The organism is Aminobacter ciceronei (genome assembly GCF_014138625.1).
Lineage (GTDB): Bacteria > Pseudomonadota > Alphaproteobacteria > Rhizobiales > Rhizobiaceae > Aminobacter > Aminobacter ciceronei.
The window spans coordinates 1-24,806 of record NZ_JACJHY010000040.1 but is presented as its reverse complement, the minus strand read 5'-3'; the positions used below and the strand labels follow the sequence as shown (position 1 = coordinate 24,806).

General features: G+C 62.7%; 26 protein-coding genes and 1 pseudogene. 17 read left to right on the top strand and 10 right to left on the bottom strand.

Annotated elements, in window-relative coordinates; all coding sequences use genetic code 11:
• Positions 1–4: 4 nt before the first annotated feature.
• The 3 genes and pseudogenes from HNQ95_RS28820 to HNQ95_RS28810 all read right to left on the bottom strand — a co-directional run bounded on the left by HNQ95_RS28820 (position 5) and on the right by HNQ95_RS28810 (position 3,652).
• Positions 5–1,210 (bottom strand): ZIP family metal transporter, encoded by a 1,206-nt coding sequence (locus HNQ95_RS28820; protein ID WP_182575823.1) that lies wholly within the window; start codon positions 1,208–1,210, stop codon positions 5–7.
• On the bottom strand, positions 1,207–2,349 hold the full coding sequence (locus HNQ95_RS28815; RefSeq protein WP_157097042.1) for a multicopper oxidase domain-containing protein: 1,143 nt from the start codon (positions 2,347–2,349) through the stop codon (positions 1,207–1,209). The genes HNQ95_RS28820 and HNQ95_RS28815 overlap by 4 nt, the downstream gene beginning before the upstream one ends.
• A gap of 272 nt (positions 2,350–2,621) precedes the next feature.
• Positions 2,622–3,652: pseudogene (locus HNQ95_RS28810) on the bottom strand (Bug family tripartite tricarboxylate transporter substrate binding protein).
• 185 nt (positions 3,653–3,837) lie between these two features.
• On the opposite strand from HNQ95_RS28810, the gene HNQ95_RS28805 reads away from it, so the two are divergent.
• The 6 genes from HNQ95_RS28805 (at position 3,838) to HNQ95_RS28780 (ending at position 10,957) form a co-directional block, all read left to right on the top strand.
• Positions 3,838–4,920 carry an AbrB family protein gene (locus HNQ95_RS28805; protein ID WP_067959202.1) on the top strand — a complete coding sequence of 361 codons (1,083 nt, stop codon included), beginning with the start codon at positions 3,838–3,840 and terminating at the stop codon, positions 4,918–4,920.
• An 83-nt stretch (positions 4,921–5,003) separates the two neighbouring features.
• The gene (locus HNQ95_RS28800) at positions 5,004–5,306 is read left to right on the top strand and encodes a DUF6958 family protein (RefSeq protein WP_067959199.1); all 303 of its coding nucleotides are present in this window, start codon (positions 5,004–5,006) and stop codon (positions 5,304–5,306) included.
• Positions 5,307–5,694: 388 nt separating this feature from the next.
• The gene (leuA, locus tag HNQ95_RS28795; protein ID WP_154386864.1) at positions 5,695–7,362 is read left to right on the top strand and encodes a 2-isopropylmalate synthase; all 1,668 of its coding nucleotides are present in this window, start codon (positions 5,695–5,697) and stop codon (positions 7,360–7,362) included.
• A 166-nt stretch (positions 7,363–7,528) separates the two neighbouring features.
• Entirely contained in the window at positions 7,529–9,268 is a 1,740-nt protein-coding gene (locus HNQ95_RS28790) for a tetratricopeptide repeat protein (RefSeq protein WP_083948514.1), read from the top strand.
• Between the two features lie 131 nt (positions 9,269–9,399).
• Positions 9,400–10,200 carry an alpha/beta fold hydrolase gene (locus tag HNQ95_RS28785; RefSeq protein ID WP_182575824.1) on the top strand — a complete coding sequence of 267 codons (801 nt, stop codon included), beginning with the start codon at positions 9,400–9,402 and terminating at the stop codon, positions 10,198–10,200.
• 154 nt (positions 10,201–10,354) lie between these two features.
• Positions 10,355–10,957, top strand: a complete 603-nt coding sequence (locus HNQ95_RS28780; RefSeq protein ID WP_182575825.1) for a hypothetical protein — start codon at positions 10,355–10,357, stop codon at positions 10,955–10,957.
• Here the strand turns inward: HNQ95_RS28780 and HNQ95_RS28775 are convergent.
• The gene (locus HNQ95_RS28775) at positions 10,947–11,882 is read right to left on the bottom strand and encodes a metallophosphoesterase family protein (protein ID WP_154386837.1); all 936 of its coding nucleotides are present in this window, start codon (positions 11,880–11,882) and stop codon (positions 10,947–10,949) included. The two genes, HNQ95_RS28780 and HNQ95_RS28775, sit on opposite strands and share 11 nt — an antisense overlap.
• Positions 11,883–11,935: 53 nt before the next feature.
• Here HNQ95_RS28775 and HNQ95_RS28770 point away from each other — a divergent pair, with 53 nt between their 5' ends.
• The gene (locus HNQ95_RS28770) at positions 11,936–12,430 is read left to right on the top strand and encodes an NUDIX domain-containing protein (RefSeq protein ID WP_067966242.1); all 495 of its coding nucleotides are present in this window, start codon (positions 11,936–11,938) and stop codon (positions 12,428–12,430) included.
• A 285-nt stretch (positions 12,431–12,715) separates the two neighbouring features.
• Here HNQ95_RS28770 and HNQ95_RS28765 read toward each other — a convergent pair whose 3' ends face one another.
• Positions 12,716–13,705 (bottom strand): glutathione S-transferase family protein, encoded by a 990-nt coding sequence (locus HNQ95_RS28765; protein ID WP_182575826.1) that lies wholly within the window; start codon positions 13,703–13,705, stop codon positions 12,716–12,718.
• Between the two features lie 273 nt (positions 13,706–13,978).
• Here HNQ95_RS28765 and HNQ95_RS28760 point away from each other — a divergent pair, with 273 nt between their 5' ends.
• The 5 genes from HNQ95_RS28760 to HNQ95_RS28740 all read left to right on the top strand — a co-directional run bounded on the left by HNQ95_RS28760 (position 13,979) and on the right by HNQ95_RS28740 (position 17,547).
• On the top strand, positions 13,979–14,515 hold the full coding sequence (locus HNQ95_RS28760) for a GNAT family N-acetyltransferase (protein ID WP_182575827.1): 537 nt from the start codon (positions 13,979–13,981) through the stop codon (positions 14,513–14,515).
• Between the two features lie 66 nt (positions 14,516–14,581).
• Complete coding sequence (locus tag HNQ95_RS28755; RefSeq protein ID WP_067959179.1) at positions 14,582–15,343, top strand: 3-hydroxyacyl-CoA dehydrogenase; 762 nt, start codon at positions 14,582–14,584, stop codon at positions 15,341–15,343.
• 146 nt (positions 15,344–15,489) lie between these two features.
• Positions 15,490–16,254 (top strand): HugZ family pyridoxamine 5'-phosphate oxidase, encoded by a 765-nt coding sequence (locus HNQ95_RS28750; RefSeq protein ID WP_182575828.1) that lies wholly within the window; start codon positions 15,490–15,492, stop codon positions 16,252–16,254.
• 130 nt (positions 16,255–16,384) lie between these two features.
• Complete coding sequence (locus HNQ95_RS28745) at positions 16,385–16,681, top strand: ArsR/SmtB family transcription factor (protein ID WP_109575469.1); 297 nt, start codon at positions 16,385–16,387, stop codon at positions 16,679–16,681.
• A 62-nt stretch (positions 16,682–16,743) separates the two neighbouring features.
• Positions 16,744–17,547, top strand: a complete 804-nt coding sequence (locus HNQ95_RS28740) for a TrmH family RNA methyltransferase (protein WP_182575829.1) — start codon at positions 16,744–16,746, stop codon at positions 17,545–17,547.
• Positions 17,548–17,549: 2 nt separating this feature from the next.
• Here the strand turns inward: HNQ95_RS28740 and HNQ95_RS28735 are convergent, their stop codons facing one another.
• Together HNQ95_RS28735 and HNQ95_RS28730 are read right to left on the bottom strand one after the other, a co-directional pair.
• Positions 17,550–18,692 carry a coiled-coil domain-containing protein gene (locus tag HNQ95_RS28735; protein ID WP_182575830.1) on the bottom strand — a complete coding sequence of 381 codons (1,143 nt, stop codon included), beginning with the start codon at positions 18,690–18,692 and terminating at the stop codon, positions 17,550–17,552.
• A gap of 105 nt (positions 18,693–18,797) precedes the next feature.
• On the bottom strand, positions 18,798–19,379 hold the full coding sequence (locus HNQ95_RS28730) for a DUF1134 domain-containing protein (protein WP_067959164.1): 582 nt from the start codon (positions 19,377–19,379) through the stop codon (positions 18,798–18,800).
• A gap of 344 nt (positions 19,380–19,723) precedes the next feature.
• Here HNQ95_RS28730 and chpT point away from each other — a divergent pair, with 344 nt between their 5' ends.
• Positions 19,724–20,353: a histidine phosphotransferase ChpT gene (gene chpT / locus HNQ95_RS28725; RefSeq protein WP_067966240.1), complete on the top strand. Its 630-nt coding sequence runs from the start codon at positions 19,724–19,726 to the stop codon at positions 20,351–20,353.
• Between the two features lie 213 nt (positions 20,354–20,566).
• Positions 20,567–20,935, top strand: coding sequence for a response regulator (locus HNQ95_RS28720; RefSeq protein WP_067959161.1), 369 nt, complete (start codon positions 20,567–20,569; stop codon positions 20,933–20,935).
• Between the two features lie 99 nt (positions 20,936–21,034).
• On the opposite strand, the gene ctrA is transcribed toward HNQ95_RS28720, so the two are convergent.
• Together ctrA and HNQ95_RS33465 are read right to left on the bottom strand one after the other, a co-directional pair.
• Complete coding sequence (gene ctrA, locus HNQ95_RS28715) at positions 21,035–21,730, bottom strand: response regulator transcription factor CtrA (RefSeq protein WP_067959158.1); 696 nt, start codon at positions 21,728–21,730, stop codon at positions 21,035–21,037.
• Positions 21,731–21,895 (bottom strand): hypothetical protein, encoded by a 165-nt coding sequence (locus HNQ95_RS33465; RefSeq protein ID WP_210289177.1) that lies wholly within the window; start codon positions 21,893–21,895, stop codon positions 21,731–21,733.
• Positions 21,896–22,181: 286 nt separating this feature from the next.
• Between HNQ95_RS33465 and HNQ95_RS28710 the strand changes: the two genes are divergently transcribed.
• Positions 22,182–22,559 (top strand): flagellar export protein FliJ, encoded by a 378-nt coding sequence (locus HNQ95_RS28710; protein ID WP_154386840.1) that lies wholly within the window; start codon positions 22,182–22,184, stop codon positions 22,557–22,559.
• An 88-nt stretch (positions 22,560–22,647) separates the two neighbouring features.
• On the opposite strand, the gene HNQ95_RS28705 is transcribed toward HNQ95_RS28710, so the two are convergent.
• A complete protein-coding gene (locus tag HNQ95_RS28705; protein ID WP_067959153.1) occupies positions 22,648–23,058 on the bottom strand; it encodes a winged helix-turn-helix transcriptional regulator in 411 nt (136 codons plus the stop codon).
• Between the two features lie 95 nt (positions 23,059–23,153).
• Between HNQ95_RS28705 and HNQ95_RS28700 the strand changes: the two genes are divergently transcribed.
• Both HNQ95_RS28700 and HNQ95_RS28695 read left to right on the top strand, forming a co-directional pair.
• The gene (locus HNQ95_RS28700; protein WP_154386841.1) at positions 23,154–24,080 is read left to right on the top strand and encodes an NADP-dependent oxidoreductase; all 927 of its coding nucleotides are present in this window, start codon (positions 23,154–23,156) and stop codon (positions 24,078–24,080) included.
• A gap of 90 nt (positions 24,081–24,170) precedes the next feature.
• A complete protein-coding gene (locus HNQ95_RS28695) occupies positions 24,171–24,638 on the top strand; it encodes a paraquat-inducible protein A (RefSeq protein WP_067959150.1) in 468 nt (155 codons plus the stop codon).
• Positions 24,639–24,806 lie beyond the last annotated feature (168 nt).

Genomic DNA, 24,806 nt, shown 5'->3' with positions numbered 1-24,806 from the left:
CCCTCTAGATCTTCACCAGCATCGCGGTGAGGTACATGAAGCCGGCGCCGGCAGCGAGGCCCGACATGACTGCCGGGCTGAACAGGCCATCGCCCTCAGGCCCTTCGCGGCGGCGCATCATGGCTGTCACCTCGACGATGACCTGAAGTATCGCGCCGGCGCCGATGGCAAGCGCCAGTGCCGACCATTGCGGCGCAAACGCCAGGCTGCCGATCCACAGGCCCAGCACCGCCGGCCCGCCGGCCAGCAGCGTCAACCAGGCGAAGGTCCAGAGCGCGATGCGCTCGCGCAGGATGGGTGCGGCGATGCCGATGCCTTCGGTTACGTTGTGCAAGGTGAAGCCGATCACCAGGAAGGTGCCAAGCCCGGCCGCACCTGCCGCGAACGCAGCGCCGATCGCCAAGCCCTCGCCGAAATTGTGCAGGCCGATGCCGATGGCGATGTAGGTGGCGAGCACCAAACCCTTTGGCGCGCCGTTGCGCCGACCGATGCCCATCAGGATCAGGAAGCTCGCCGCAGCGGCCAGAACCACCATCGCGTTGCCCTGGAAGACTGCAGCCGATTCGGCCGCAAGCTCGAAGGCGTCGCCAATGGCATCGACCATCAGGAAAGCGAGCAGGCCGACAGTCACGGCAAGGAGGAAGTTCATGCCGTTGCGTCCGACGCCGCGCAAGGCGGGATAGAACATCAGGCCGATCGTCACCGGCACGACGCCGACGAAGATGCCGAGGATCGCCTGCGACAGCAGGCTGGAGTTGGTGGCAATGGGTGTTGCCACCGCAACCGGAATGTCATGGGCGAAGGTGGCACCGGTATTGGTCACCAGGTTGATCGCATGCGCCTCGCCAAGCACCCAGGGGAACGGCACCTGGATCCAGGCGGAAGAACCTCGCGCCAACGGTCCTGGTGGATCCAGGGTGAATTGCCAATAGGCATCGTCGACCTGGACCTGGGCGATCGTCATCGGTTCCGAGCCGCCGGCGCGGACCAGGACGCGAATGCCGTCGCTGCCGAGGATGACGCGCTCGAAGGCAATGTCCTCGACCGGTGGCGTGCCGTTGTTGAAGCGCGCCAGCGGATTGATTGAAACCAGAACCGCAATGGCCGCGGCAAAGGCGAGCAGCGGCAGGATGATCCACCACAGCGCACGGCGTGGCGATGCAGAACCCGGCAGTTCGGCTTCGGTCTCGGAAAAGGGCGCGTCCCTCATGCCACGTCCTCCACGACGTCGAACATGCCGACCCAGCCCAGCTCGGTAAACTCCGACTGGTGCGGATGGAACATGTAGAGACCGGTCTCATGCTCGGCGAAGGTGAACTCGATGATGCCGCGCTGGGCCTGGCACTGGGTGATCAGGTCGACGGTCCTCAGCGTTGGCGTCAACGTCGTGCCCTGGTCGAAATAATCGAAGAAATTGGCATGCAGGTGAAACGAATTGATCGGGTCGAACTCGACGACATTGATCAGGTAGATCCGCACCGGCTTGTTCCTGGCGATGCGGATCGGCGTGTTCATGTAGGTGTGCGCCACCGTGTTGACGGCATAAAACTCGTTCTCGCCGTCAAAGTTGGTGTCGAAGGCATTCATCACCATGACGAATTCCTGCCAGCCGGCATTCTCCGGCGAGCCGTAGAGCCGCGAACGGGCGACATCGGCCTGCTCAGGGTGGCGCGTCGGATCGGGATCGATGACGAAGGCGCCGTACATGCCCTTGTGGATGTGCCGCTTCAGCGGCAGCGCGTGACAATGATAGAGATGGCAGCCGAACGGCTTGGCGTCGAACTCGTAGATGAACTCATCGCCGGGATTGATCAGGCCGGCACCCGGCACGCCGTCCATGCGCGCGGCGTGGATGCCGTGGAAGTGCATCGAATGCGGATGCGAGCCGTAGTTCTTGAACACGATGCGCAGGCGCTCGCCTTCGGTGGCGCGCAGGGCCGGGCCGGGAACGCGGCCATTGTAGGTCCAGGCCGGGAACATCACGCCTGGCGCGATCTCGATTTCCTTGTCTTCGGCAACGATCTCGAAGGTCCTGAGCGTGCGCCCGTCAGGTAAGGTTGATGTCGTGCCGACATCCCAATCGGTCAGCATCTTGGCCGGATCGAAGCCGTTGCGGGCACTGTCGACCTCGCCGACGGTGACCATCGCGCCATGGGCGCCGCTATGGTCACCTGCCGGAGCCGGATAGGCGTCAGTGCTCGAAGGCGGCCGAGCGGCACCGGCCGCATGGCCATCATGGGACGCCTGCCCCACCGCTGCTGTGACGCCTGCAGCCGTTGCCCCCGCAGTGCAGATGCCGCCTGCCAGCACCAGCCTGCGGCTGAGCCGCTCCCCAAACCATGTCGGCATTTCAACCATCCCAAGCCATTTGCAAATGCGAATGATTTGCATCATGCTCTTGCAAATGGCCGCGTACAAGCTGAATCTGATCGATAGCCGATGGACCTAAACTGACGCGATGACTCAATAATCCTGTGGCGAGGCGAGTTGCGGGCGATGATCATGCGAGAGAGAAATGCCCGAGCCTTGCGGCGCAACCGGTTGAGAAGCACAGCTGTACAGAGGGGCGATGTGTGCGATACGTCCGCGACATGCGCCGTCATATGAAGAGTGGCAGTGAATCAGGATCGTAGAAATTCCGGGCAAGCCGCTGAACGGATTATCTGTTCTGAGCGCCGGCATCCGCTTCGGAGTGCTCGCGGACGACAGCGCTGTGCCTCGATGCCGATGACGTCGATACCCGACTGAAGCACTTCGGTTGTCACAACTGCACGGCGGCCAGCTCCGTCTACGATGACGGCCGGGTCGGTCATCGCCTCGTTGGCCGAGGCATTCAGGCGATCGACAACCTCCTTCGGCGTGCCGGCGGGCGCAAACAGCGCGTTCCAGGTATAGGTCTCATAGCCCGGCACGCCGGCTTCGGCGATGGTCGGTACGTCGGGGAAGGACGGCGCCCGCTCGGCCGTGGTGACGCCCAGGCCTTCAGCGTGCCGCCCTTGATGTGCGAGGACGAGGACGGCAGATTGTCGAACATGATCGGCACTTGGTTGCCGACGACGTCGTTCAGCGCCGGACCAGCACCCTTGTCGGGAATGTGCTGGATGCCGACGCCGGCCATTGCCTTGAACAGTTCGCCTGACAGATGCAGCGGCGTGCCGTTGCCTGACGAGGCATAGGCATATTTGTCGGGCTCGGCCTTCAACAGCGCGATCAGCTCCTGCACGTTGTTGACCGACAGCTGCGGGTTGACGACGAGCACATTGGGCACGACGACAAGCAGCGAGACAGGGGTAAAATCCTTTTCCGGATCGTAGGGCTTGGTCTTGAGGATGAGCGGGGTTGAGCGCGTGCGTGGCAACCGTGCCCATCAGGATGGTGTAGCCATCCGGTTCGGCGCGGGCGACACGGTCGGCGCCGATGTTGCCGCCGGCACCCTCGACATTCTCGACGATGACCTGCTGGCCGAGATCATCGGACATCTTCTGCTCGATGATGCGGGCGACGACATCGGTCGAGCCGCCGGCGGCAAGGGCACCACCAGGGTCACCGTCCGGTCCGGGAATTTCTGGGCTATGGCCTGCGGCGCCAAGGCCAGCAGCGAAGCGGCGGAAAGCCCGAGGGCCAATGTCATGCGGCGGGTGAATTTCGTCATCGGTACGCACCTCCCTTTTGGCGGTGGCACCTCGTTGCCGACTGTGTGGAGCGGCGAGCGTATGAACTTTGCCTACGCTGTCAATGCGACGTTGGACGTTCGGCAGAGGAACGAGGGTTGCCTGGCGCTGCATCTGCGGACAACACGGGCTGACACATCATCCCGAATAGGTCTAAGACGACGGCATGAAGCCTGACCCGCAGCCTGCCGCTCCGCTCACCGATACGAAGCCTTTGGTGCAATGGGCCCTGCTGCTCATCTGTTCGGTTCTGCTTGCCGGACTGTTCGAGCTCGTGCACCTGCCGGCCGCCCTGCTTGTCGGGCCGATGCTGGTCGCCATCGTACTCGGCAGCAGCGGCGCCACGGTGCGGGTGCCGCGGCCGCTTTTCGTTTCGGCGCAGGCACTCATCGGCTGCCTCGTCGCCAGTTCGATTTCTGCAGACATCTTCGTCACCTTCGCCGCCGAATGGCCGCTGTTCCTGAGTGCGGCCATCGCCACCGTCGCCGCGAGCAGCTTCCTCGGCTGGTTCATCTCGCGGCTGAAGGTGCTGCCCGGCACGACGGCCGTTTGGGGGTCGGCGCCGGGCGCCGCGACCGCCATGGTGCTGATGGCCGACGCCTTCGGCGCCGACGCGCGGCTCGTCGCCTTCATGCAGTATCTGCGCGTCATCATGGTTTCGATCGCCGCCGCGGTCATCGCACGGCTCTGGGTCGACACGTCAGGCGTCGAAGCGCCAGGCATCGAGTGGTTCCCGGCCATCGCCTGGCCGGCATTCGGCGCGATGATCGGCGTCGCCATTGTCGGCGGCACGCTTGGCCATCTTCTGCGCATCCCCTCGCCCTACTTCGTCGGCGCGATGCTGGTTGGTGCGGTCGTCCATCTCGGCTTCGGCGTCGAGCTGCAACTGCCGGAATGGCTGCTGGCCATCGGCTACACGCTGATCGGCTGGTCGATCGGGCTCAACTTCACCCGGCCTATCCTGCGCCACGCCGCACGCGCCCTGCCTCAGGTGGTCGGCTCCATCGCCGCCCTGATGGCCTTTTGCGGCGCGCTGGCCCTTGGCCTGCACCTCATCCTCGGTGTCGACCCGCTGACCGCCTACCTCGCGACCAGCCCCGGCGGCATGGATTCCATCGCCATCATCGCCGCCGCCTCTAAGGACGTCGACCTGTCCTTCGTCTTGACGCTGCAGATGCTGCGCTTTCTGATCGTGCTGGTGTTTGGCCCGGCGCTGGCGCGGCTGGTGGCTCGCGCGATCAAGGACTGAGCGGCCGAAAAAAGGCCTCGCCCCTGTAGGATCGGGCCGTCTGCTTGCGTCCTTTGATCGTCAGACGAGGAAGGAGAGCAGACATGGAATCTCATACCCCAGCGAAAATCATCATCGAGAACGTCAACCATCCCGGACAGGCCAAGCCGGCAGATGCTGCCATGTACCAGGCGATGAAGCAGGCGATCCTTGAGGTACTGCCGGCGAAATCACCTGGAATGACCGTCGCCGAAATGCAGGAATGCGTGCGCGGCCGCCTGCCCGAGCAGCTCTATCCCGACGGCGCCAAGTCGGGCTGGTGGACCAAGGCGGTGCAGCTCGATCTCGAGGCGAAGGGCATCATCACGCGCGAGAAGGTCAGCCCGCTGCGCCTGCACAAGGCCTGATCCGGAAGCTGCTGCGTCAGAAAGGCCGGATACAGCACCGCGCATCGTGCCGGGCGGGCTTGCGCGGTCCATGCGCCTCCTGTAAGAGAGCGCCATGTCGTCGCGCAAGATCAACGAAATCTCCCGTCCGGCCGCTTTTGCGGGCGAGACACTGCGCGCCCTTTCCTCGGCTCTTCTTCTTCTCGGCCTTATCGGCGATCGCCGGGCTCGTTAAGGGAGCGTCCGGCGGTCGAATTGCCGCCGAGGCATATGCTCCTTTGCTCTTCACAACAGAACCGAATTTCTGATTTAAGACCGCTGAAGCATGCGCGCGTTGTCGTGCATGGCGGCCAAGAGAACGAGACCGACAATGAGCAAGACCACTCCCGCTTCCGGCCGAAGTGCTGGCATGCCGTCCGCCGCCATTAAGTACCAGCCCTACCACAAGATCGACCTGCCCGACCGGACCTGGCCGTCCAGAACCATCGACAAGGCGCCGATCTGGTGCTCGGTCGACCTGCGCGACGGCAACCAGTCGCTCGTCGATCCGATGGGCCACGACCGCAAGGCGCGCATGTTCCAGCTGCTGCTCGACATGGGTTTCAAGGAAATCGAGATCGGCTTCCCCTCGGCGTCGCAGACCGACTTCGATTTTGCCCGCTGGTGCATCGAGGAAGGCAATGTCGCCGACGACGTGTCGCTGCAGGTTCTCGTCCAATGCCGCCCGGAACTGATCACCCGCACTTTCGAGGCGCTCGAAGGTGCACACAAGCCGATTGTGCATTTCTACAACTCGACCAGTGAGTTGCAGCGCCGCGTGGTGTTCGCCAAGGATGTCCAGGGCATCAAGCAGATCGCCACCGACGCTGCCAAGATGATCACCGACATGGCCGCCAAGGCCGGCGGCGGCTATCGCTTCCAGTACTCGCCGGAAAGCTTCACCGGCACCGAGCTCGAAGTCGCACTGGAGATCTGCAATGCAGTCGCCGAGATCGTCAAGCCGACGCCCGACAACAAGCTGATCATCAACCTGCCCTCGACCGTCGAGATGGCGACACCCAACATCTATGCCGACCAGATCGAATGGATGTGCCGCAACCTCGACAATCGCGAAAACCTGATCATCTCGCTGCACCCGCACAACGACCGTGGCACCGGCATCGCCGCCACCGAACTCGGCCTGATGGCTGGCGCCGACCGTGTCGAAGGCACGCTGTTCGGCAATGGTGAGCGCACCGGCAACGTCGACGTCGTGACACTGGCGCTCAACATGTTCACGCAAGGCGTCGACCCGATGCTCGACTGCTCGGATATCGAGCGGATCAAGCAGGTCTACGAATATTCGAACCAGATGGTCATTCCGGAGCGCCACCCTTATGTCGGCGAACTTGTCTACACCGCCTTTTCCGGCTCGCACCAGGACGCCATCAACAAGGGCATGAAGGCGATCAAGGTCGCCAACAAGCCACTGTGGGAAGTGCCCTACCTGCCGATCGACCCTCAGGACGTCGGCCGCAGCTACGAGGCGATCATTCGCATCAACTCGCAGTCCGGCAAGGGCGGCATAGCCTATGTGCTGCAGGCCGACTACGGCCTCAACCTGCCGCGCTCGCTGCAGGTCGAATTCAGCCAGGACATCCAGCAGATCACTGACAGCGAAGGCAAGGAAGTGTCGCCGAAGCGCATCCACGAGCGGTTCCTCGAGCGCTATGTCGACCAGCCGGGCGCCCGGATAAAGTTCGTCGATCACCAGACCTTCCCCGACACCGAGGTGAAAGGCCGCCGGGTCGTCGAGGCGACCATCCTCGACAATGGCAAGGAAATCGTCATCAAGGGCACCGGCAACGGCCCGATCGACGGCTTCGTCGACGCGCTTTCCCGCCACATCGGCATAGATCTGTCGGTGCTCGACTATTCCGAGCACTCGATCCAGCGCGGATCGAACGCCTCCGCCATTTGCTACATGGAAGTCGAACATCCGGCCGGACGCCTCTTCGGCGCCGGCATCAACACGAATATCGTCGCCGCTTCACTTGAGGCTGTGGTTTCCGCAGCCAACCGGATCGTGTCGAGATAAGTCTAACTGCAGTCCGCAGAAGCCTCGCCCGTGGATAACGGGCGGGGCATTTGTGCATCGTTGCTGAGCGCGCTTGTACACTGACGCCAGCCGACTATGATCAGGCCGTTCGTACCGGTTGGAAAAGGGTCGACACTTGGTTGCCTCCACGCCTGCTGCCCCCGCAGTGCGCGAAGCGCTTGAGCGGCTTGTTGCCAGCGAGACCTTTGGCCGGTCCGACCGGGCACGCAAGCTGCTGCGCTATATTGTCGAACGTGAGCTCGCCGGCGAAGCCGAGCGATTGAAGGGATTTGCCATCGCGGTCGACGTCTTCGGCAAGGACGCCGAGTTCGATTCGGCGACCGATGCCGTCGTCCGTGTTCAGGCAGGACGCCTGCGCGAGCTTCTGGCACATTATTATGCCGCTGAGGGCAGCAACGATCCGATCCGCATCGGCATACCGCGCGGCAGCTATGTCCCGACCTATGAGGCGCTCGCCGAGTTTCCTCCAGCGTCCCCTCGCCCCGCCGAAGCACAGCACAACGGTTCGACTGCGGTGCTGGCCCGGGTCGAATCAGGCCTTGCCGAGAACGAGCCGCATCATGCCGAGGAGGCTCAGGCCGGCCCGGCCTACTCCGGCACCAGCGTCAAGCGGCAGTTGCGCTACTTCTGGGCGGCTATGGCGCTGGTCATCGTCATGCTCGGCATCCTTGTCTTCCGCAACATCGGCGGCCCGATCGGCTTCGAGGTTGCCGGGCTGAACAACTTCCGCGGTGCCACTTCGAGCATCAACGACACTGTCGACCAGCTGCCGGCCGTGCACATCCATTCGAGCTCCGAGGGCGGACAGACGGCGCGCGTGGCAACGGTGCTGCGCACGGCACTGTCCGGCTTCGACACCATCGACCTGATAGCCCGCGAACGGTCCGATACGGTCAGGCGCGCCGACGCCACCGATTTCGACTTCACCGTCGATACCGGCCCAAGCGCCGGATCGGTGCTGGTCGAGCTGCAGCACATGGCCAGCGGCCGCATCCTCTTGTCGCGCGTGCTCTCGCCGCAGGAGATCAGCCCTGATGTCATCGACGATCGCATCGCCGACATCGTCTCTTCGGCCATCCCGGCTTCCGGCATGATCTACAGTTTCATCGAGCAGAACGGACTGCAGCGCGGACTGACGTCCTGCCTGCTGCTTAGCGGTGCCTATTACATGGACCAGAACGCCACCAAGCACCGCGCCGCCTATCAGTGCATGGACGACCTCTCCAAGCGCAGCGCCAAGTCGCCTGTCGTCTACGCCGAGTTGGCCTCGCTGCAGTTGGAAGCGGTCACCGACAATTATCCCTACCCGCCCAATGCAACGACCGAGGGCGCCTACGCGCTGGCCCACAGCGCCGTTCAGATGGGCTCGACCAGCCCCTACGCCCATCGCGCCTATGGCTATCTGCAGACGCGGACCGGCGATCGCACCGAGTCCATCAGGTGGATGCGCAAGGCCTATGAGCTCAACACTTACGACCTGACCATGGCGGCATCCTATGGCTATGCGCTCATTCTCGGCGGCAGCTACAGCGACGGCGTGCCGATCATGAAGCGCGCCGTCGAAAGCGCCAGCGCGCATCCGGGCTGGTGGGACTACGGCCTGTTTCTGGGCGAATTCATGCTCGGCAACCGCTACGCCGCGGCCCGCGCGGCAAGCGCGCTGGCGACGAACAAGAAACCGCATTACGTGGCAGCGCGCCTGATCGCCGCCAACTTCGTCGGCGACACCAAGCAGGCGTCCGAACTGTCAAAGGAGATTGCGACGCGCTACCCGGTTTTCGCGAACGACCCGGCAGCCACCTTCACCAAGGGCAAATACCCGGCGGAATTGACAAAGGCATTGACCAAGGCGCTACGCGCCGCCGGGCTCGGCCACCAGACCTGAGCCTCACTGGCGTTTTCTGCTCATTTCTTGCATAACTAAATTTGCGCGTTCGGCGCTCATACGTTGTTTTACAACCTGCTACTTTCAGTCTACAACTTTTCGTGAATTTCTATCCGACCTTTTGAGCAAAAATGAATTACCCCATCCATGCCGCCGTTCGGGGAAGCGGCAAGAATGTAGTCGTCCTGCTGCACGGTTTCGGCGGAATTGGCGGTGTCTGGGACGACGTCGTTGCCCACCTAGATGGCGCATGCATCACAATCGCCTATGACCTGCCGGGACACGGGCTGTCGCTCGACTATCCCAAGGCCGGCTCGGCCAAGGTGGCGGCAACTGCCGTTCTGGCCGATCTGGCGGCGCGTGGCATAGACCGCGCCCATTTCGTCGGCCATTCGATGGGCGGTGCAGTGGCGACGCTGGCAGCACTGTTCGATCCCGAACGGGTCGCCTCGCTGACATTGCTTGCACCGGGCGGCTACGGCCCTGAGATCAACGGCCCGCTGCTTAGGCGCTATGCGGCTGCCGCCTGCGCCGAAGAAATCCGCGCCTGCCTCGCCGAAATGTCGAGCCCCGACAGCACCGTTCCGGAAACTACGGTCCGCGATCTTGCCGAGATGCGCAACCGACCCGGCCAGACGGAAAAGCTCATCGCCTTTGCCGCGGCGATGACCGCCGAAGACAAACAAGGCGTGATCCCACGCGAAAACCTGGCAACGTTGGCGATGCCGGTGATGGTGGTATGGGGCACGGACGATGCCGTGCTGCCCTACAGCCATGCCGACGCGCTGCCTTCGGGCTTCCTCATCCACCATGTGCTGGAAATTGGTCACATGCTGCCGGAGGAGACGCCGGCGCTCGTAGCCGACATCGTCAGCCGCATGGTCCGCCGACGCCAGCGTCGTCGGCCAGACGTTCCCGCCTGCGACAGCTGATCTGCCAGGTGATGCGTTGCCGCTTCTAAGCACCTGCAGGGCAACCGTTTTCAGCTCCTCGGCGGCCAGCGAAAATGAGTTCACGCAAGTTACAATTCCGCCGCGATCGTAGCTATGTTAACGGTTGCTTAAACATGATCCGGGGCAACAGGCGATGAGCGACGACAGGGCGACCGCACTGAAGCAGGCGCACCCGCTGGCGGACGCCATCCGCGACGTCAAGAACGCCAATGCCGACCGCAGCGACGTGGTCGTCGACCTGCGCGATGCCCACCGCATGCGGCTTGAGCTGCTTGCCGCCGAGCTTGAGCCGGTTTTCGCCGACGTGCCCAAAGACATCGACAACTTCGATTTCGTTATCTCTTCGGGGCTGCAGCCCAGGCTGTGGATCGACGCAGTGAGCCATGTCGGCCTCGGCCGCGACCGCCGCACCTTCCGCTTCGTCCGCGACACCCGTGTCGGCCGTGTCGTATTGGCCGAATCCACCGACGCCAAGCGCATCGCCGACCAGGTGACGCGCTATATCGCCGAACGAATCGTCGAGCGCCAGCAGATGATGGAGGGTGGTGCGGAACCGGCGCTTGCAGGCTTCGCCAGGGGGCCAGTGGCTGATGCCGAGCCACCGCTGCGGCAGAGGCCAGCCCTGCCGGGCATCATGGCGGGTTTTGGCCTGCTTGTTGCCGGTGCTGCCATCGGCATCGCCGTCATGGCGGTGCTTTACTGGCTGCGCCTCGCTGCCACCGGCATCATTCCCTGACCAATGCAGCCGAGCGCGGAACCGCTGCGCTCAGATCAAAGGTTCCGATCTCGGCCGATGGCATAGCCGGTCCGGACAGACCACGACGGGTAAGCCTGACATTCCAGTCCCCGGACTGGCCGGAGATGTCGAGCAGGTTGAACTGCGCCGCCGGCTTGTGTCCTCCCGGCGCTTGGCCTGCCGCGGCAACGCCGACAACAGGCACGGCCCCGTCGCGCCCGTCGATCCAGTGCAGCGTCGGCAGATGCGAATGGCCATGAAGCACCAGCTCGGCGCCATGTCGTCTGACCAGCTTTTGGAACTTGCCGATGCCGAACAGGCGCTTGTGCTGGCCCACAGCGCCGCGAACGGGCGGATGGTGGATCATGATCGCCCGGAAAAGGCCGCGCCTGCCTGTTTCGTCGAGGACCCTGCCCAGCCGCTCTGCCTGCCCTTCGCGAAAGAAGCCGCTGGCCATGAAGGGAGCCGTCGCGCGCGCCGTCGACACGCCAATCAGCGCAACACCCTGCCGCACGCGCAGATAAGGAAAGCTCGTCGAACTGATCGCGCCATGCACGCCGTCGCCATGCATCCACGGCGCCCAGGCATGGCAGGCCTTGTCGAAGGCCCCGGGCACATAGGCATCATGATTGCCCGGCACGACCGAGACATCGGCTGGTTCGCCCAGCGTTTCGAGCCACAGCCGCGCCAGCGCGATTTCGCCATCGAGCGCCAGATTGACCAGATCGCCTGTCACCGCGAGGTGGTTGGGCGCCTGCACCTTGAGGTCGGCGACGATGGCATCGACAATGCCGTCATGGTGATGCCGGCGGCGGTTCCGCTGCCAATTGACGTAGCCGACCATGCGCTTGGAGGCGAGGTCGCGATAGGTTACATCCGGAAGCGGACCAAGATGGACGTCGGAAATATGCGCAAGCCTGAACATCGTTTCCTTTTAGGTCACGCGTTCCAAGCTTTCCACCCATGGCGGCATGCCTGATGAGCAATGTCGCCACTTCCCCTCGCCAGGGTTCATGGACGCGGCTGCGCGGAAGGCTGTTCCACTTCTATTTCCTGCTGCGGCGGCCGATGACGCTCGGCGTGCGCGGCCTCGTCCACGACACCGCCACCAACTCGGTCTTCCTGATCCGCCATACCTACGTGCCCGGCTGGCAGCTGCCGGGTGGCGGCATCGAGATCGGCGAGACCTTTGTCGAGTCGCTGGCGCGTGAACTGGAGGAGGAAGGCAACATCGTCCTCACCGCGCCGCCCATCCTCCGGTCGATCCACCTCAACAAGCAGGCGACAAAGCGGGATCATGTCGGTTTCTACCTGATCGAGGCCTTCCGGCAGGACAGGCCGAAGCAACCCGACCACGAGATCGCCGAGGCAGGATTTTTCCCGCTCGACGCGTTGCCGGAGGGCACGACGCCGGCGACGCGGCGGCGGATTGCCGAGGTGTTCGAGGGCAAGGAAGCATCGCCCTATTGGTGAGAGAGGGATGCTGTTCTTCGCGCAAGCACTGGGTGGAGAGACGGCAATGCGAATTCTGGTCGTTGCCAACCATGAAACCTCCACCCGATTGGTCGCCTTCCCGGCAGTTGCGTCGAGTTCCGGCCAACTTCCGCTCTCCAGACGACAAGCGGCCGATGGTGTTGGCATCCGAGCATGAATCGAAAGGTCTGCACCTGAGCATTCGACCCCGACTACCCTGACGCGCTCCACGCCCTCATGGTTCGACAGGCGCACCATGAGGGCTTGGCACTCGGCGCAGGCAGCTCAAGCCGCCTTCAGCAACTTCCCCCGGTTGTGCGGCGCGTCGAGGTCGATCTCCGGCCCAAGCGGGATGATACCGGTCGGGTTGATGCCGGTGTGGCTGCCGTAATAATGCGCCTTGATGTGCAGCATGTTCACCGTCTCGGCGACGCCTTGCACCTGGTAGAGGTCGCGCAGGTAGTTCGACAGGTTCGGGTAGTCGGCGATCCGGCGCAGATTGGTCTTGAAGTGTCCGACATAGACCGGGTCGAAGCGCACCAGCGTCGTGAACAGCCGCCAGTCGGCCTCGGTCAGGGTGTTGCCGACGAGATAGCGCTGGCGTGAGAGGCGGTCTTCCAGCGTGTCGAGCGCGGCGAACAGTTCGTTGAATGCCTCCTCATAGGCGGTCTGGCTGGTGGCGAAACCGGCGCGGTAGACGCCGTTGTTGATCGAGGGATAGACAAGCTCGTTGACCGCATCGATCTCGCCGCGCAGCGGCTCGGGGTAAAAGTTAACCGCGGCGTCGCCCCATGCGTCGAAAGCCTGGTTCAGCATCCGGATGATCTCGGACGACTCGTTGGAAACGATCGTCTTTTCCTTCTTATCCCACAGCACCGGCACTGTGACGCGGCCCGAATAGGTCGGATCGGCCATGGTGTAGATCTGGTGCAGGTAGTCGAGGCCGTAGAGGGTGTCGCCAGTGGCACCGTCATCACTGCGGAACGTCCAGCCATTCTCGCCCATGTAGTGATGGACGACCGACACCGAGATGATGTCTTCTAGCTTCTTCAGCGCGCGGAAAATCAGCGTCCGGTGCGCCCAGGGACAGGCGAGCGAAACATAGAGGTGGTAGCGCCCCGGTTCGGCCTTGAAGCCACGTGTCCGGCCTGCCGCCGGCATGCCGTCGACGGTGACGAAATCGCGCCATTGCGAATGCGAGCGAACGAATTTGCCGCCTGTCGACTTGGTGTCGTACCAGCGATCCTGCCATTTGCCTTCAACCAGCAATCCCATCGTGAAATCCTTTCGTTTGCCACGATGTAGGTGCCCGGCGACCGAAGCCGAAGCGCAACTCGCTGAACGGATTGTCAACGCAGGACGCACATCGGCCAAATGCACGATGGACGGGCGCCGAAAATGATGGTAGCGGGCATTTCGATGTCACATTGCTTTGCAAATATCCGGGTCGACCGACGACGAATGAGCGCACGCGCTTGAAGCGCTGACTTGCGACTGCTGCGGCATGCCCCGCGGCACCTCATCCCACGGTACCGGATTGCAAAAAACATGACCCTCGCCGACGTCACCTACATGCCGGAAGCTCCGGCGCACGATCTCGAAATCGATGAAATCAACGCCGAGGCCTTTGGCCCGGGTCGGTTCACACGCGCGGCCTACAAGATCCGCGAAGGCGGTCCGCACGACCGCTCGCTGTCCTTCGTCGCCATGCATGGTGGCCAGGTCATCGCCTCGGTCAGGATGACGCCAATCGCCGCCGGCGCCGGCCGGGCACAGATGTTGGGCCCGCTTGCCGTGCGCCCCGACTTCAAGAACATGGGCATCGGCCGCAAGCTGGTCGCCATGGCGCTCGCAGCAGCGGAAAAATCCAACGAACCCGCCGTCATACTCGTAGGCGACGAGCCTTATTACGGCCCGCTCGGTTTCGTGCGCATTCCGCGCGGTCAGATCGAGATGCCGCGGCCGGTCGACCTTAACCGCCTCTTGGCGCATGAGATCGTGCCGGGCGCGGTTGCCGAATTGACGGGCGAGGTCTGCCACGCCAACCTGGCCAAGACACCGCAACGCACGACCGAGCCGGCCTAGCCGCCGATGACTTGCCCGTGCCGCCCAACTTGCTAATTCAGTAACAGCAGAAGAGGACAGGCTGACATGAATCCAAACGGGCAGATTGCAGTGGTCACCGGCGCCGGCTCCGGCCTTGGCGAAGCCACCGCGCGCGCACTCGCTGCCAAGGGCGCCAAGGTCGCGATCTTCGATCTCAGCCTCGAACGCGCCGAGAAGGTCGCCGCCGACATCGGCGGTGTCGCCGTGCGCTGCGATGTCAGCAATGAAGAAAGCGCTGTCACGGCATTTGCCGAAGTGGAAGCCAAGCTCGGCACGGCCCGTATCCTGGTCAACTGCGCCGGCATCGCCGTCGGCGTGAAGACTGTCGGCAAGGACGGTCCGCATCCGCTCAGCGTCTTCCGCCAGGTGATCGAGGTCAACCTGATCGGTTCCTTCAACATGATCCGGCTGTTTGCCGACGCAGCCTCCAAGCTCGAACCGCTGGCCGGCGGCGAGCGCGGCGTCATCATCAACACCGCCTCGGTCGCCGCCTATGACGGCCAGATCGGCCAGGCCGCCTACTCCGCCTCCAAGGGCGGCGTCGTCGGCATGACGCTGCCGATCGCCCGCGATCTCTCGCGTTCGGGCATCCGTGTCGCCACCATCGCGCCCGGCATCTTCAAGACGCCGATGATGGCGGCGATGCCGCAGGAGGTGCAAGACTCGTTGGGTGCCGCCGTTCCGTTCCCGCCACGTCTGGGCGAACCGTCGGAATATGGTGCGCTGGCATTGCACATCGTCGAGAACCAAATGATCAATGGCGAGACCATTCGCCTCGACGGTGCCATTCGCATGGCGCCGAAATAGGCGCCAGCCGTCCCAGGATCGGCTATCCTGCAGCCCCGGCAGCGCAAGCTTCCGGGGCTGTTTTGCTTGTGGCGAAACGACCCCCTTGCCAAAGCCTGCCCACCTTGGATAAGTAGATTAAATTAGTCATATTTTATGGTGAAGCAGTGGAAGAGCGCAAGAAGGACGTGTTTCTGGAGACCACCGCGGAAGCGACAGCGCTCGCGCGTTCGCTGATGCGCAAGGCCCGCCATGGTGCGCTTGCCGTCATCGAGCCGGAAACCGGCTCGCCACTCGCCAGCCGGGTCGGCACCGCAACCGACGTCGACGGCACGCCGCTGATCCTGATATCAGGCTTATCCGCTCACACCAAGGGCATCGTCGCCAATCCCGTCTGTTCGCTTTTGCTCGGAGAGGTCGGCAAGGGTGATCCCCTCGCCCATCCGCGCATCACGCTGTTCTGCCGGGCGCGCAAGCTGGAACGCGGCACGCCGGAGTACGCCCGCGCCGAACGTCGCTACGTCAACCGCAATCCCAAGGCCAAGCTCTACATAGGCCTCACCGACTTTACCGTCTTTCGGCTGGAACTCGAGCGCGCCAACCTCAATGGCGGGTTCGGCAAGGCCTATCTGTTGAGCCGCGACGACCTGCTGCTCGCCGGCCCCGCGGTGGACGCGATCGCGGCAGCCGAACAGTCGGCTCTCGACCACATGAATTCGGATCACACCGAAGCGACCACGATCTATGCCACCCATTATGGCCGGCTCGACGACAAGGGCTGGGTGCTCAGCGGCTTCGATCCTGAAGGCATGGATCTGGCCGCCGGCGACGAGACCGCACGCGTGCTTTTCCCTGCGTTACTTGCCGAGGCCGCCGATCTCAGGCGAAGCCTTGTGGAAATGGCAAAAGAAGGTCGCGCAGCGAAGTCTTGATTTTTTCAGCGAAAGCTGATTTGTCCTATTTTAGCCAGATTGATCGCTGATTCCATTGATCATCTGGTTTGGTAATCCGTCGTTGTTGCCCCCATGACGCCGGAAAGCATGACTGATACACGGGGTACCCATGAAACCGAAAAAACTGACGGCCAATGCGGAAGCTGCTGCTTCCTTGCTCACACTTATGGGCAATGAAAAGCGGCTGATGATCATGAGCCATCTGCTCGACACGGAAATGTCGGTCGGCGCGATTGCCGAAAAGGTGTCATTGAGCCAATCGGCGCTGTCGCAGCACCTGGCCCGCTTGCGCAACGAGGAACTGGTCGAGACACGTCGCGACCGGCAGATGATCTACTACACCTGCAAGTCCGAAGCCGTGCGCAAGCTGCTCGGCACGCTGGAAGGCATCTTCGAGGACGCCTGATCTTCAGCTGACAAAGCCTTTCCAGGCTCCCATAGCGGACTGCCCTCCGCTATGAAGCTACCATGAACATCATCCGCATCGACGACCCGGCCGACCCGCGCGTGGCCCCCTATCTCGACATCCGCGAGCGCGATCTGGTCGGTCGCGAAGGGCGCTTCATCGCCGAGGGCAAGGTCGTTCTCAACGTGCTGTTTGCAGCGCGGCGCTTCGACGCGGATTCGGTGCTGGTGCTCGAAAACCGCCTTGCCGGTATGAGCCAGACCCTCGCCCTTGCTCCCGAAGCCATGCCGGTCTACGTCGCCTCGGGCGCCGTCATGGACGCCATTGCAGGCTTCCACATGCATCGCGGCATCCTGGCCATCGGCCGCAAGGGAGCGACGGCTTCAGTCGACGACGTGCTTGCCGCCCTGCCCGAACGCGCGCTGGTGGCGGTGCCGGTGGGGATCTCCAACCACGACAATATCGGCTCGATCTTCCGCAACGCGGCAGCCTTTGGTGCCGACGCGGTGCTGCTCGACCAGACCTGCTGCGACCCGCTCTACCGCAAGGCAATCAGGGTCTCAGTCGGTGCAGCGCTCAAGGTGCCGTTCGCCATAGGCGGCACGGCCGGCGAGCTTGCCGACGCACTTACCCGCCACAGCTTCGAACAGCTGGCGCTGTCGCCCGCGGGCGAGGCCGACATCAGGGACATCAGGCGCCCCGCCCGGCTGGCGCTGTACCTCGGCACCGAAGGCGAAGGTTTGCCCGAGCCGCTGCTGAGAAGACTGACGACGGCAAAGATCCGGATGGCGCCTGGTTTCGACAGCCTGAATGTCGCGGCCGCATCGGCGATCGCGCTGCATCACTTCACCGAAGCATCAGAATAGGCCTATTCGGCGGGGACAGGTTTCTGCAGCGCCCGGACGCGATCGGCAAGGCTGATCACGGCTGGCGCATCGACGGGCGTACGGGCCTCACCGGATTCGGCAAGCGCCTTGGCAATCGGCGAGTCAGCGCCCTCAAGCCGAGCGGTAAGCGCCACGACTTCGGCGGCCAGTTCGTGCATCTGCTCGCGCAGCTGCGAATCCTCGCTTGGCGACGACTTGGTGCGTCCGGCTTTCGACAACTCACCCTTCAGTCGCTTGTTCTCGCGCGTCAGCGTGGTCAGCCGCCCTTCCAGACGCTCCCGCTCCATCGCCTGCGCCGTGCCATTGACCGCTGCCGTTTCCGGCGCGGTCTGCGGGCCCTTCAGCTGCTCGCGCACGCGGGCGAGTTCAGTTTCGCGCAACCGGCCGAGCTCCGCCTCGCGCCGCTCCAGCTTGTCGTCGCGGTCACTGAGTGAAGACACCATCTGCTGCAACCTCTTGTCCAGTTCGACAGCGCGCTTGGTTTCCGCCAGGAGCGCCTCGCGCACGGCCTTGTTGTCGGCTTCGAGTTCGACGACACGCTTGTCGGCGTCCTTGCGCTGGCTGCGCAGCGCCGACATGTCGTCGGAGAGCTTGCCAATCTCGCTTTCGCGGCTGACCAGCTCGATCTGGCGGTTGCTCGAGGACAGGCTGGCCTCGTCATACAGCCTGCCAATCTCCTCGATCTCCTGTGCCCGCTTCTCCAGCATGCTTTCGGCTTCGACGAGCTGGGCGGCAAGAGCCTTGATCTGTTCGTCGCGCTTGGCGATGTCCTCTCTCAGGCTGCCGCGCGCGGCTTCCAGTTCGCCGACGGTGCGATCCTTGTCGGCATGGTCGGTGACGTGGGCCTTTTGCGCCTCACGGCTCCGGCTAAGCTCGACGGCCTGCGTCAGGAGCTTTTCCTGCGACGATTTGAGCTGAACCTCGACTTTGCGCAGCGCCATGGCGTGCTCGGCGCGCAGACTGTCCTTGTCGGCGCGGATTTCATCGAGGGTCATCGGAAGCTTGGCTTCGACCCGCTGGCGGGTGACCGAAACGGCACGCCGCCAGACCGACGGCGCAATCAGCAGCACCACAAAGCCGGCGGTCAGGAAGCCAAGAACGAAAAAGAGGATCGACTGGACCAAGGCACTTTACCCGTTACGGATACGCGCGAGTTTGCCATGTTCCCATGGCAGGAATCCAGCACCGCCGCAACAAAATGGCGCCCAATCGACCCGTTCTTCACACAATCAGAACGGATTCCAGGTCGGCTGCTGGGTCAACTTCAGGTAGCCAAGATTGACGCCCAGTCGCGCGCCGACACCGGTACGCACGGGCACGAGCAAAATGTTGCCGCGCTTGAGGACGTTGAAGCCAACGCCGGCAACGACATAGGCCGAACCCGCGACGCCGCCATAACGGTCATAGAGGTTGTTCACGTCGTCCAGGTTGTAGACCAGGATCATCGTGCGCGAGCCCTGCCCGCCGAAATCCCAGCCCAGCGACGGCCCCTGCCAGAACACCTTATGGTCGCCGGCATTCTTGGTGTAGAGCGTGCCCTCGCCATAGGTCAGGCCGCCGACAAAGGCACCCGATCCCTCTTCGCCAAGCACGTAGCCGTTCGGCAGGCCATAGGACGCGAAAACCTTCTCGACCACGCTGGCGAGACCGCCAGACGTCGAGCCAAAGAAGCGATGGCCGGAATCAAGGATCTCCTGCGAGGTATATTGCTGCGCGCGAGACGCAGATGTCGAAAATGCCAGAACGCCGACAAGGACGAACATCGCGGCAACAAGCCGGGCAAAAGTCCGGCCATAGAATCGGGAAATCATGCTTCCAAATCTCCGTCAGGGAGCACACTTTCTCGACGCCCCGGACCCGCTGCTACTCTTGATGGCGGCTGGCTGGTCCAACTTCGGCAAACTATGCCGTAATCCTTTTTCAACCATTAAACTGACCTACGAAGATGGCGGATCGAAGGCACGACCGGGCGTTAAAAAGCCCGGAGTTGCGCAGAAAAGCCACCATTTCGCGCAAGCGTTATCGGCTGTTTCTTGCCGCATGAGGCGGCGCTGTGTAACCAAGAGTACTGTAAGGCCAGCCCTGATTCGTACTGTCGGGCTTCGTGGCCGCCAGATCGTGGTTCAAGTCATTTTTTGCCCGAGGGATGCCGTTCATGGCCGAGTTGTTGACGCTTTCCGCCCCTGACCTCGCAGCGCTGCTGTGCAGCCGCGTCTGCCACGACATCATCTCGCCGGTCGGCGCCATCAACAATGGCCTCGAACTGCTCGACGAGGGCGGCGCCGACGAGGACGCGATGCGCCTCATCCGTACCAGCGCCCGCAACGCCTCGGCGCGGCTGCAGTTCGCCCGCATCGCCTTTGGTGCTGCTGGCTCGGCCGGCATGCTGATCGACACCGGCGACGCGGAATCGGTTGCGACCGCCTTCCTCAAGAACGAGAAGCCGGAACTGACCTGGAGTGGCGGGCGCGCACTGCTGCCCAAGAACAAGGTCAAGCTGCTGCTCAACCTTTTGCTCGTCGCCCATGCGGCGATACCGCGCGGCGGCAAGCTCAGCGTGACGCTGGAAGCCGTCGAGACGGCGCCGAAATTCATCCTGTCGGCCAGCGGCCCGATGTTGCGTGTGCCGCCAAAATTCCTCGAGCTGCACTCCGGCCACAAGCCTGACGAGCCGATCGACGCCCATTCGGTGCAGCCCTACTACACGCTGCTGCTGGCGCGCGAAGCCGGCATGACGATCTCGATCCACGCCACGCCGGAAGAGATCCTGCTCACTGCCGAGTAATCGGCACGACGTTTCAGTATTGTCGAAGCATTGTCGTCATCGCCTGGTGGCAACGGTCTCGTGACAGCGTGCGCGCGCTTGGGCGCGACCGCACGCGCCGAAGTTTCCAAGAATTTTACCATTCGGGTTTTCGGCTTCTTTACGCCGCCCAGCTAAGGTCACGTTGCATCCGGCGCGACTGACGCGTCCGGCTCCCGCAAAAAGGACCGGGATATGAAGCGTTGCCTGTTCGTCGATGATTCGAGCGTCATCCGCAAAGTCGCCAAACGCATCCTCAACAGCTCCGAGATGGTCGTCGTCGAGGCGGCATCCGGCGCCGAGGGGCTGGATATGTGCGCCTACGACATGCCCGACATCATCGTCGTCGACGGCGGGCTCGAGGACATGAGCACCACAGACTTCATCCGCCGTGTCCGCGCCATCGAAGGCCGTGTCAAGCCGCAGATCGCCATCTGCCTGACTGAGGTCGACATCGGCGCCATCATGCGCGCCAAGCGTGCCGGCGCGCAGGGCTATCTTCTGAAGCCGTTCACCAGGCCGCAACTGCTCGATCGCTTTCGCGCCTTCGACGTCGCAGCCTGATTTCGCTCCTGGCACGACAGACACCTAGCGAGAAACTGTGCCCAGAAAAAAGAAAACCCGGCACGAAGGCCGGGTTTTGACTGAAGTATCCAGAATAAATCAGGCAATTTCGCGAAGTTCTTCCGGCTCACGCAGCACATAGCCGCGGCCCCAGACAGTTTCGATGAAGTTCTGGCCACCGGATGCAGCGTCGAGCTTCTTGCGTAGCTTGCAAATGAAGACGTCGATGATCTTCAGTTCGGGCTCGTCCATGCCACCATAAAGGTGATTGAGGAACATTTCCTTGGTCAGCGTGGTGCCCTTGCGCAGCGAGAGCAGCTCCAGCATCTGGTATTCCTTGCCGGTCAAGTGCACGCGCTGGCCACCGACTTCGACCGTCTTGGCGTCGAGATTGACGATCAGGTCGCCGGTGATGATGACCGACTGGGCGTGACCCTTCGAACGGCGGACGATGGCGTGAATGCGTGCCACCAGCTCGTCCTTGTGGAACGGCTTGGTCATGTAGTCATCGGCGCCGAAGCCCAGGCCGCGCACCTTGTCCTCGATACCGGCCATGCCGGAGAGGATCAGGATCGGCGTCTTGACCTTGGACAGGCGCAAAGTACGCAGAACCTCGTAACCCGACATGTCGGGCAGGTTCAGGTCGAGAAGGATGATGTCGTAGTCATAAAGCTTGCCGAGATCGACGCCTTCTTCGCCGAGATCGGTCGTGTAGACGTTGAAGCTTTCCGATTTGAGCATCAGTTCGATGCTCTGTGCGGTTGCACTGTCGTCTTCTATCAGCAGAACGCGCATTCAAATCCCCTTTTCTGCTGCCGGAACGTCTTCTCGGTCTAATCCATACCGGCCCAGTGCTACTGAATCGGAGGCTGCCATCGAATGGTTAACAAAACCTAATTTCGTATGGAAGACCATATCAGAAATTTTAACCGGCGCATACACCCTCTTGAATCCAATCATGAATCACACGGTCAACATCTTAACGCGCTGCATTAACAAGGTTGCCTAAGCGACTCCGGACACGACCCGATCACATTCACGGCGAAAACCAGAATCTTTACCGGGCTTTAAGTCTCGATGGGTATGATTAACGATGCCCGTAAACGAATGGTTACCGACGGACAAAAACTTTAAAAGTTTGTTTTCCATAGTCGGGAGTTCAGAACCGGTTCCGGCGCGGCACGGTCCATTTGGGCCGAAGTAGGCGAGTAGAAGTGCGTTTTTCGGTGTTCGGGAGTATCGGGTCATGAAGTCACGTGAGAACCTGGTCAGGCTCAAGCAGTTTCAGGTGAACGAAAAGCGCCGCCAGCTGATGCAGCTTGATTCGATGATCGCCGAGTTCGACCGCATGGCCAGCGAGCTCGAACTGCAGATCGTCGCCGAGGAAAAGAAGGCGGGGATCACCGATCTCAATCATTTCGCCTATCCGACCTTCGCCAAGGCCGCGCGGCAACGACGTGACAACCTGAAAAACTCCCAGCATGACCTGGCGCAACAGCGCGCCGCTGCCGAATCCTTACTCGCCGAAGCTGAAGCGGAGCTGTCCAAGGCGGAGGCTCTGGAGTCGCGCGATCGCAACACCCGCGACGTCGACGGCACCGGTCGCAGCGCGATGATCGGCTAAAAAGTCAATTTCTCCCGCACTTTGCCGCTGCTCGCGCGGCAGCGAGCCGTTTGGCGCCTCGAGCCATCCGCTCGGCCCAAGGCCCCCGCTAGGTCCTGAGTTCGGCCGGCTCTCCTTCGGCAGCCAATGATTGGGCACGCGAATCACGAATTTCGGGCGCATGGCGCTCCGCCCAGACACGGATCTGGTTGAGCAGATCGGCGAGGTTACGGCCGAGATCGGTCAGCTCGTACTCGACGCGCGGCGGTATGACCGGGAAGATCTCGCGCCGCACCAGCCCGTCGCGCTCCAGAATACGCAGTGTCTGCGTCAGCATCTTGGGCGTGATGCCCTCTACCTTGCGCTGCAGCTCGCCATAGCGCCGCCGGCCCGGCTTCAAGGCACCGACGACCAGATAGACCCATTTACTCGCCAGCATCTCGAGCACGGTGTGCGACATGCATTCGCGTCGGAAGGCGTCATAGCCGAACGGCGTGTCGGGGGCGCAATCACTATCCATGGGGTACCTATGTATCATTGAGGTACATTCTAGACAAGCGAGTGATACTATCCAAATGATAGTGGCACATGCATCCACCCAAGGAGGACATTCTCATGCGTGCCATTACCCAGAACACTGTCGGCGGACCTGAAGTGCTCGAACTCGCCGAACAGCCGACACCACAGCCCAGGCCCGGCGAAGTGCTGATCCGCATCAAGGCTGCCGGCGTCAATCCGGTCGATGCCGCCGTGCGCGGCGGGTTCTACCCCCTTCTTGGCGAGCCGCCCTTCGTGCTCGGCTGGGACCTGTCAGGCACTGTCGAAGCCGTTGGCGCCGGCGCCAACGGCTTTGCAGCAGGCGACGAGGTCTTCGGCATGCCGCGCTTCCCGGCACAGGCCGGCACCTATGCCGAACTGGCGGCAGCACCGGCAAGCGAGATCGTGCACAAGCCCGAGGCGCTCGACCATGTCACGGCAGCCGCCCTCCCCCTCGCCGGCCTGACGGCCTGGCAAGGCCTGGTGACAGCAGGCAAGCTCAAGACCAACGACCGTGTCCTGATCCAGGCGGCCGCCGGCGGCGTCGGCCACCTGGCCGTACAGATCGCCAAGGCGCGGGGCGCTTATGTCATTGCCACCGCGAGCCCCGGCAAGGTCGATTTCGTCCGCTCCCTCGGTGCCGACGAGGTGATCGACTACACCTCGGACGATTTCGTCGCCAAAGCCGGCCCGGTCGATCTCGTCTTTGAGGCGCTCGGCGGCGATCATCCTGAGAAGTCGCTGAAAGCGCTGAAGGACGGCGGCACGCTCGTCGTGCTGCTCGGCCTCAGCGACAAGGCCGCAGCAGAGGCTGCATCACGTGGCATCAGGGTCGAACGCATCTCGGTCCGGCCGGATGGCGATGGCCTGAAGGAACTGGCGAAACTGACGGAAACCGGCAAACTCAAGGTCCATGTCGCCAGGAGCTTCCCGCTCGACCAGGCCGGTGCCGCGCATGCCTTCCTGGCGACCAGACCCAAGGGCAAAGTCGTGCTGGCGCTCTGAGAGCCACGCTCGAAATTCTGCAGCAACGGGCCGGGCGGCGCACATGCTGCCCGGCTTCTCCATCATCCGGACTTTCGCTATAGCTTGCCGATGCGCACGCTTTTGCCATTGATCCTGTTTGCAGCTTCGATCTGCTTCGCGCTCGGCATCGTGTTGCCGCTGATTCATGTCGATCGACTGTATTTCTTCGCCGATGAACCTTCGTTGATCGGCATGATCGCAGCATTGTGGCGTGGTGGCGATTGGCTGCTGGCGATTGTCGTCGCCATGTTTTCGGTGGTCTTTCCCGCGATGAAGCTCGGCCTGCTGCACAATGCGGCCTATGGCCAGGCAGCCGGCGCCGTCAGCATTCCCGGCTGGTTTCGGGCCCTGTCCAACTGGTCGATGCTCGACGTCATCCTCGTCGCGCTGGTGGTCTTCGCCGCCAAGACATCAGGCCTCGCCACGGCCTTCACCAAACCTGGTCTGTGGTTCTTCGCGGCATCGGTGATGCTGACTGCAACCGCTTCAGCCGTCATAAAGAGGAAGCCACGGGACAGCGCACAGGCAGCTCATTGAGGCAATGCGTTTCAGGTAGCAATTCGGGGAAAGCTCAGCCCGAAAGCAAAAAGGGTGCGGCAAGCCGCACCCTTCAGACTGCTGACAAACCCCGTCGAATTTCGGCGGGGTTTTGTTTTGTGGGTTGATTGAGCTTTTTTGGATTGATGTCGGGGGGCAGATGCCAAG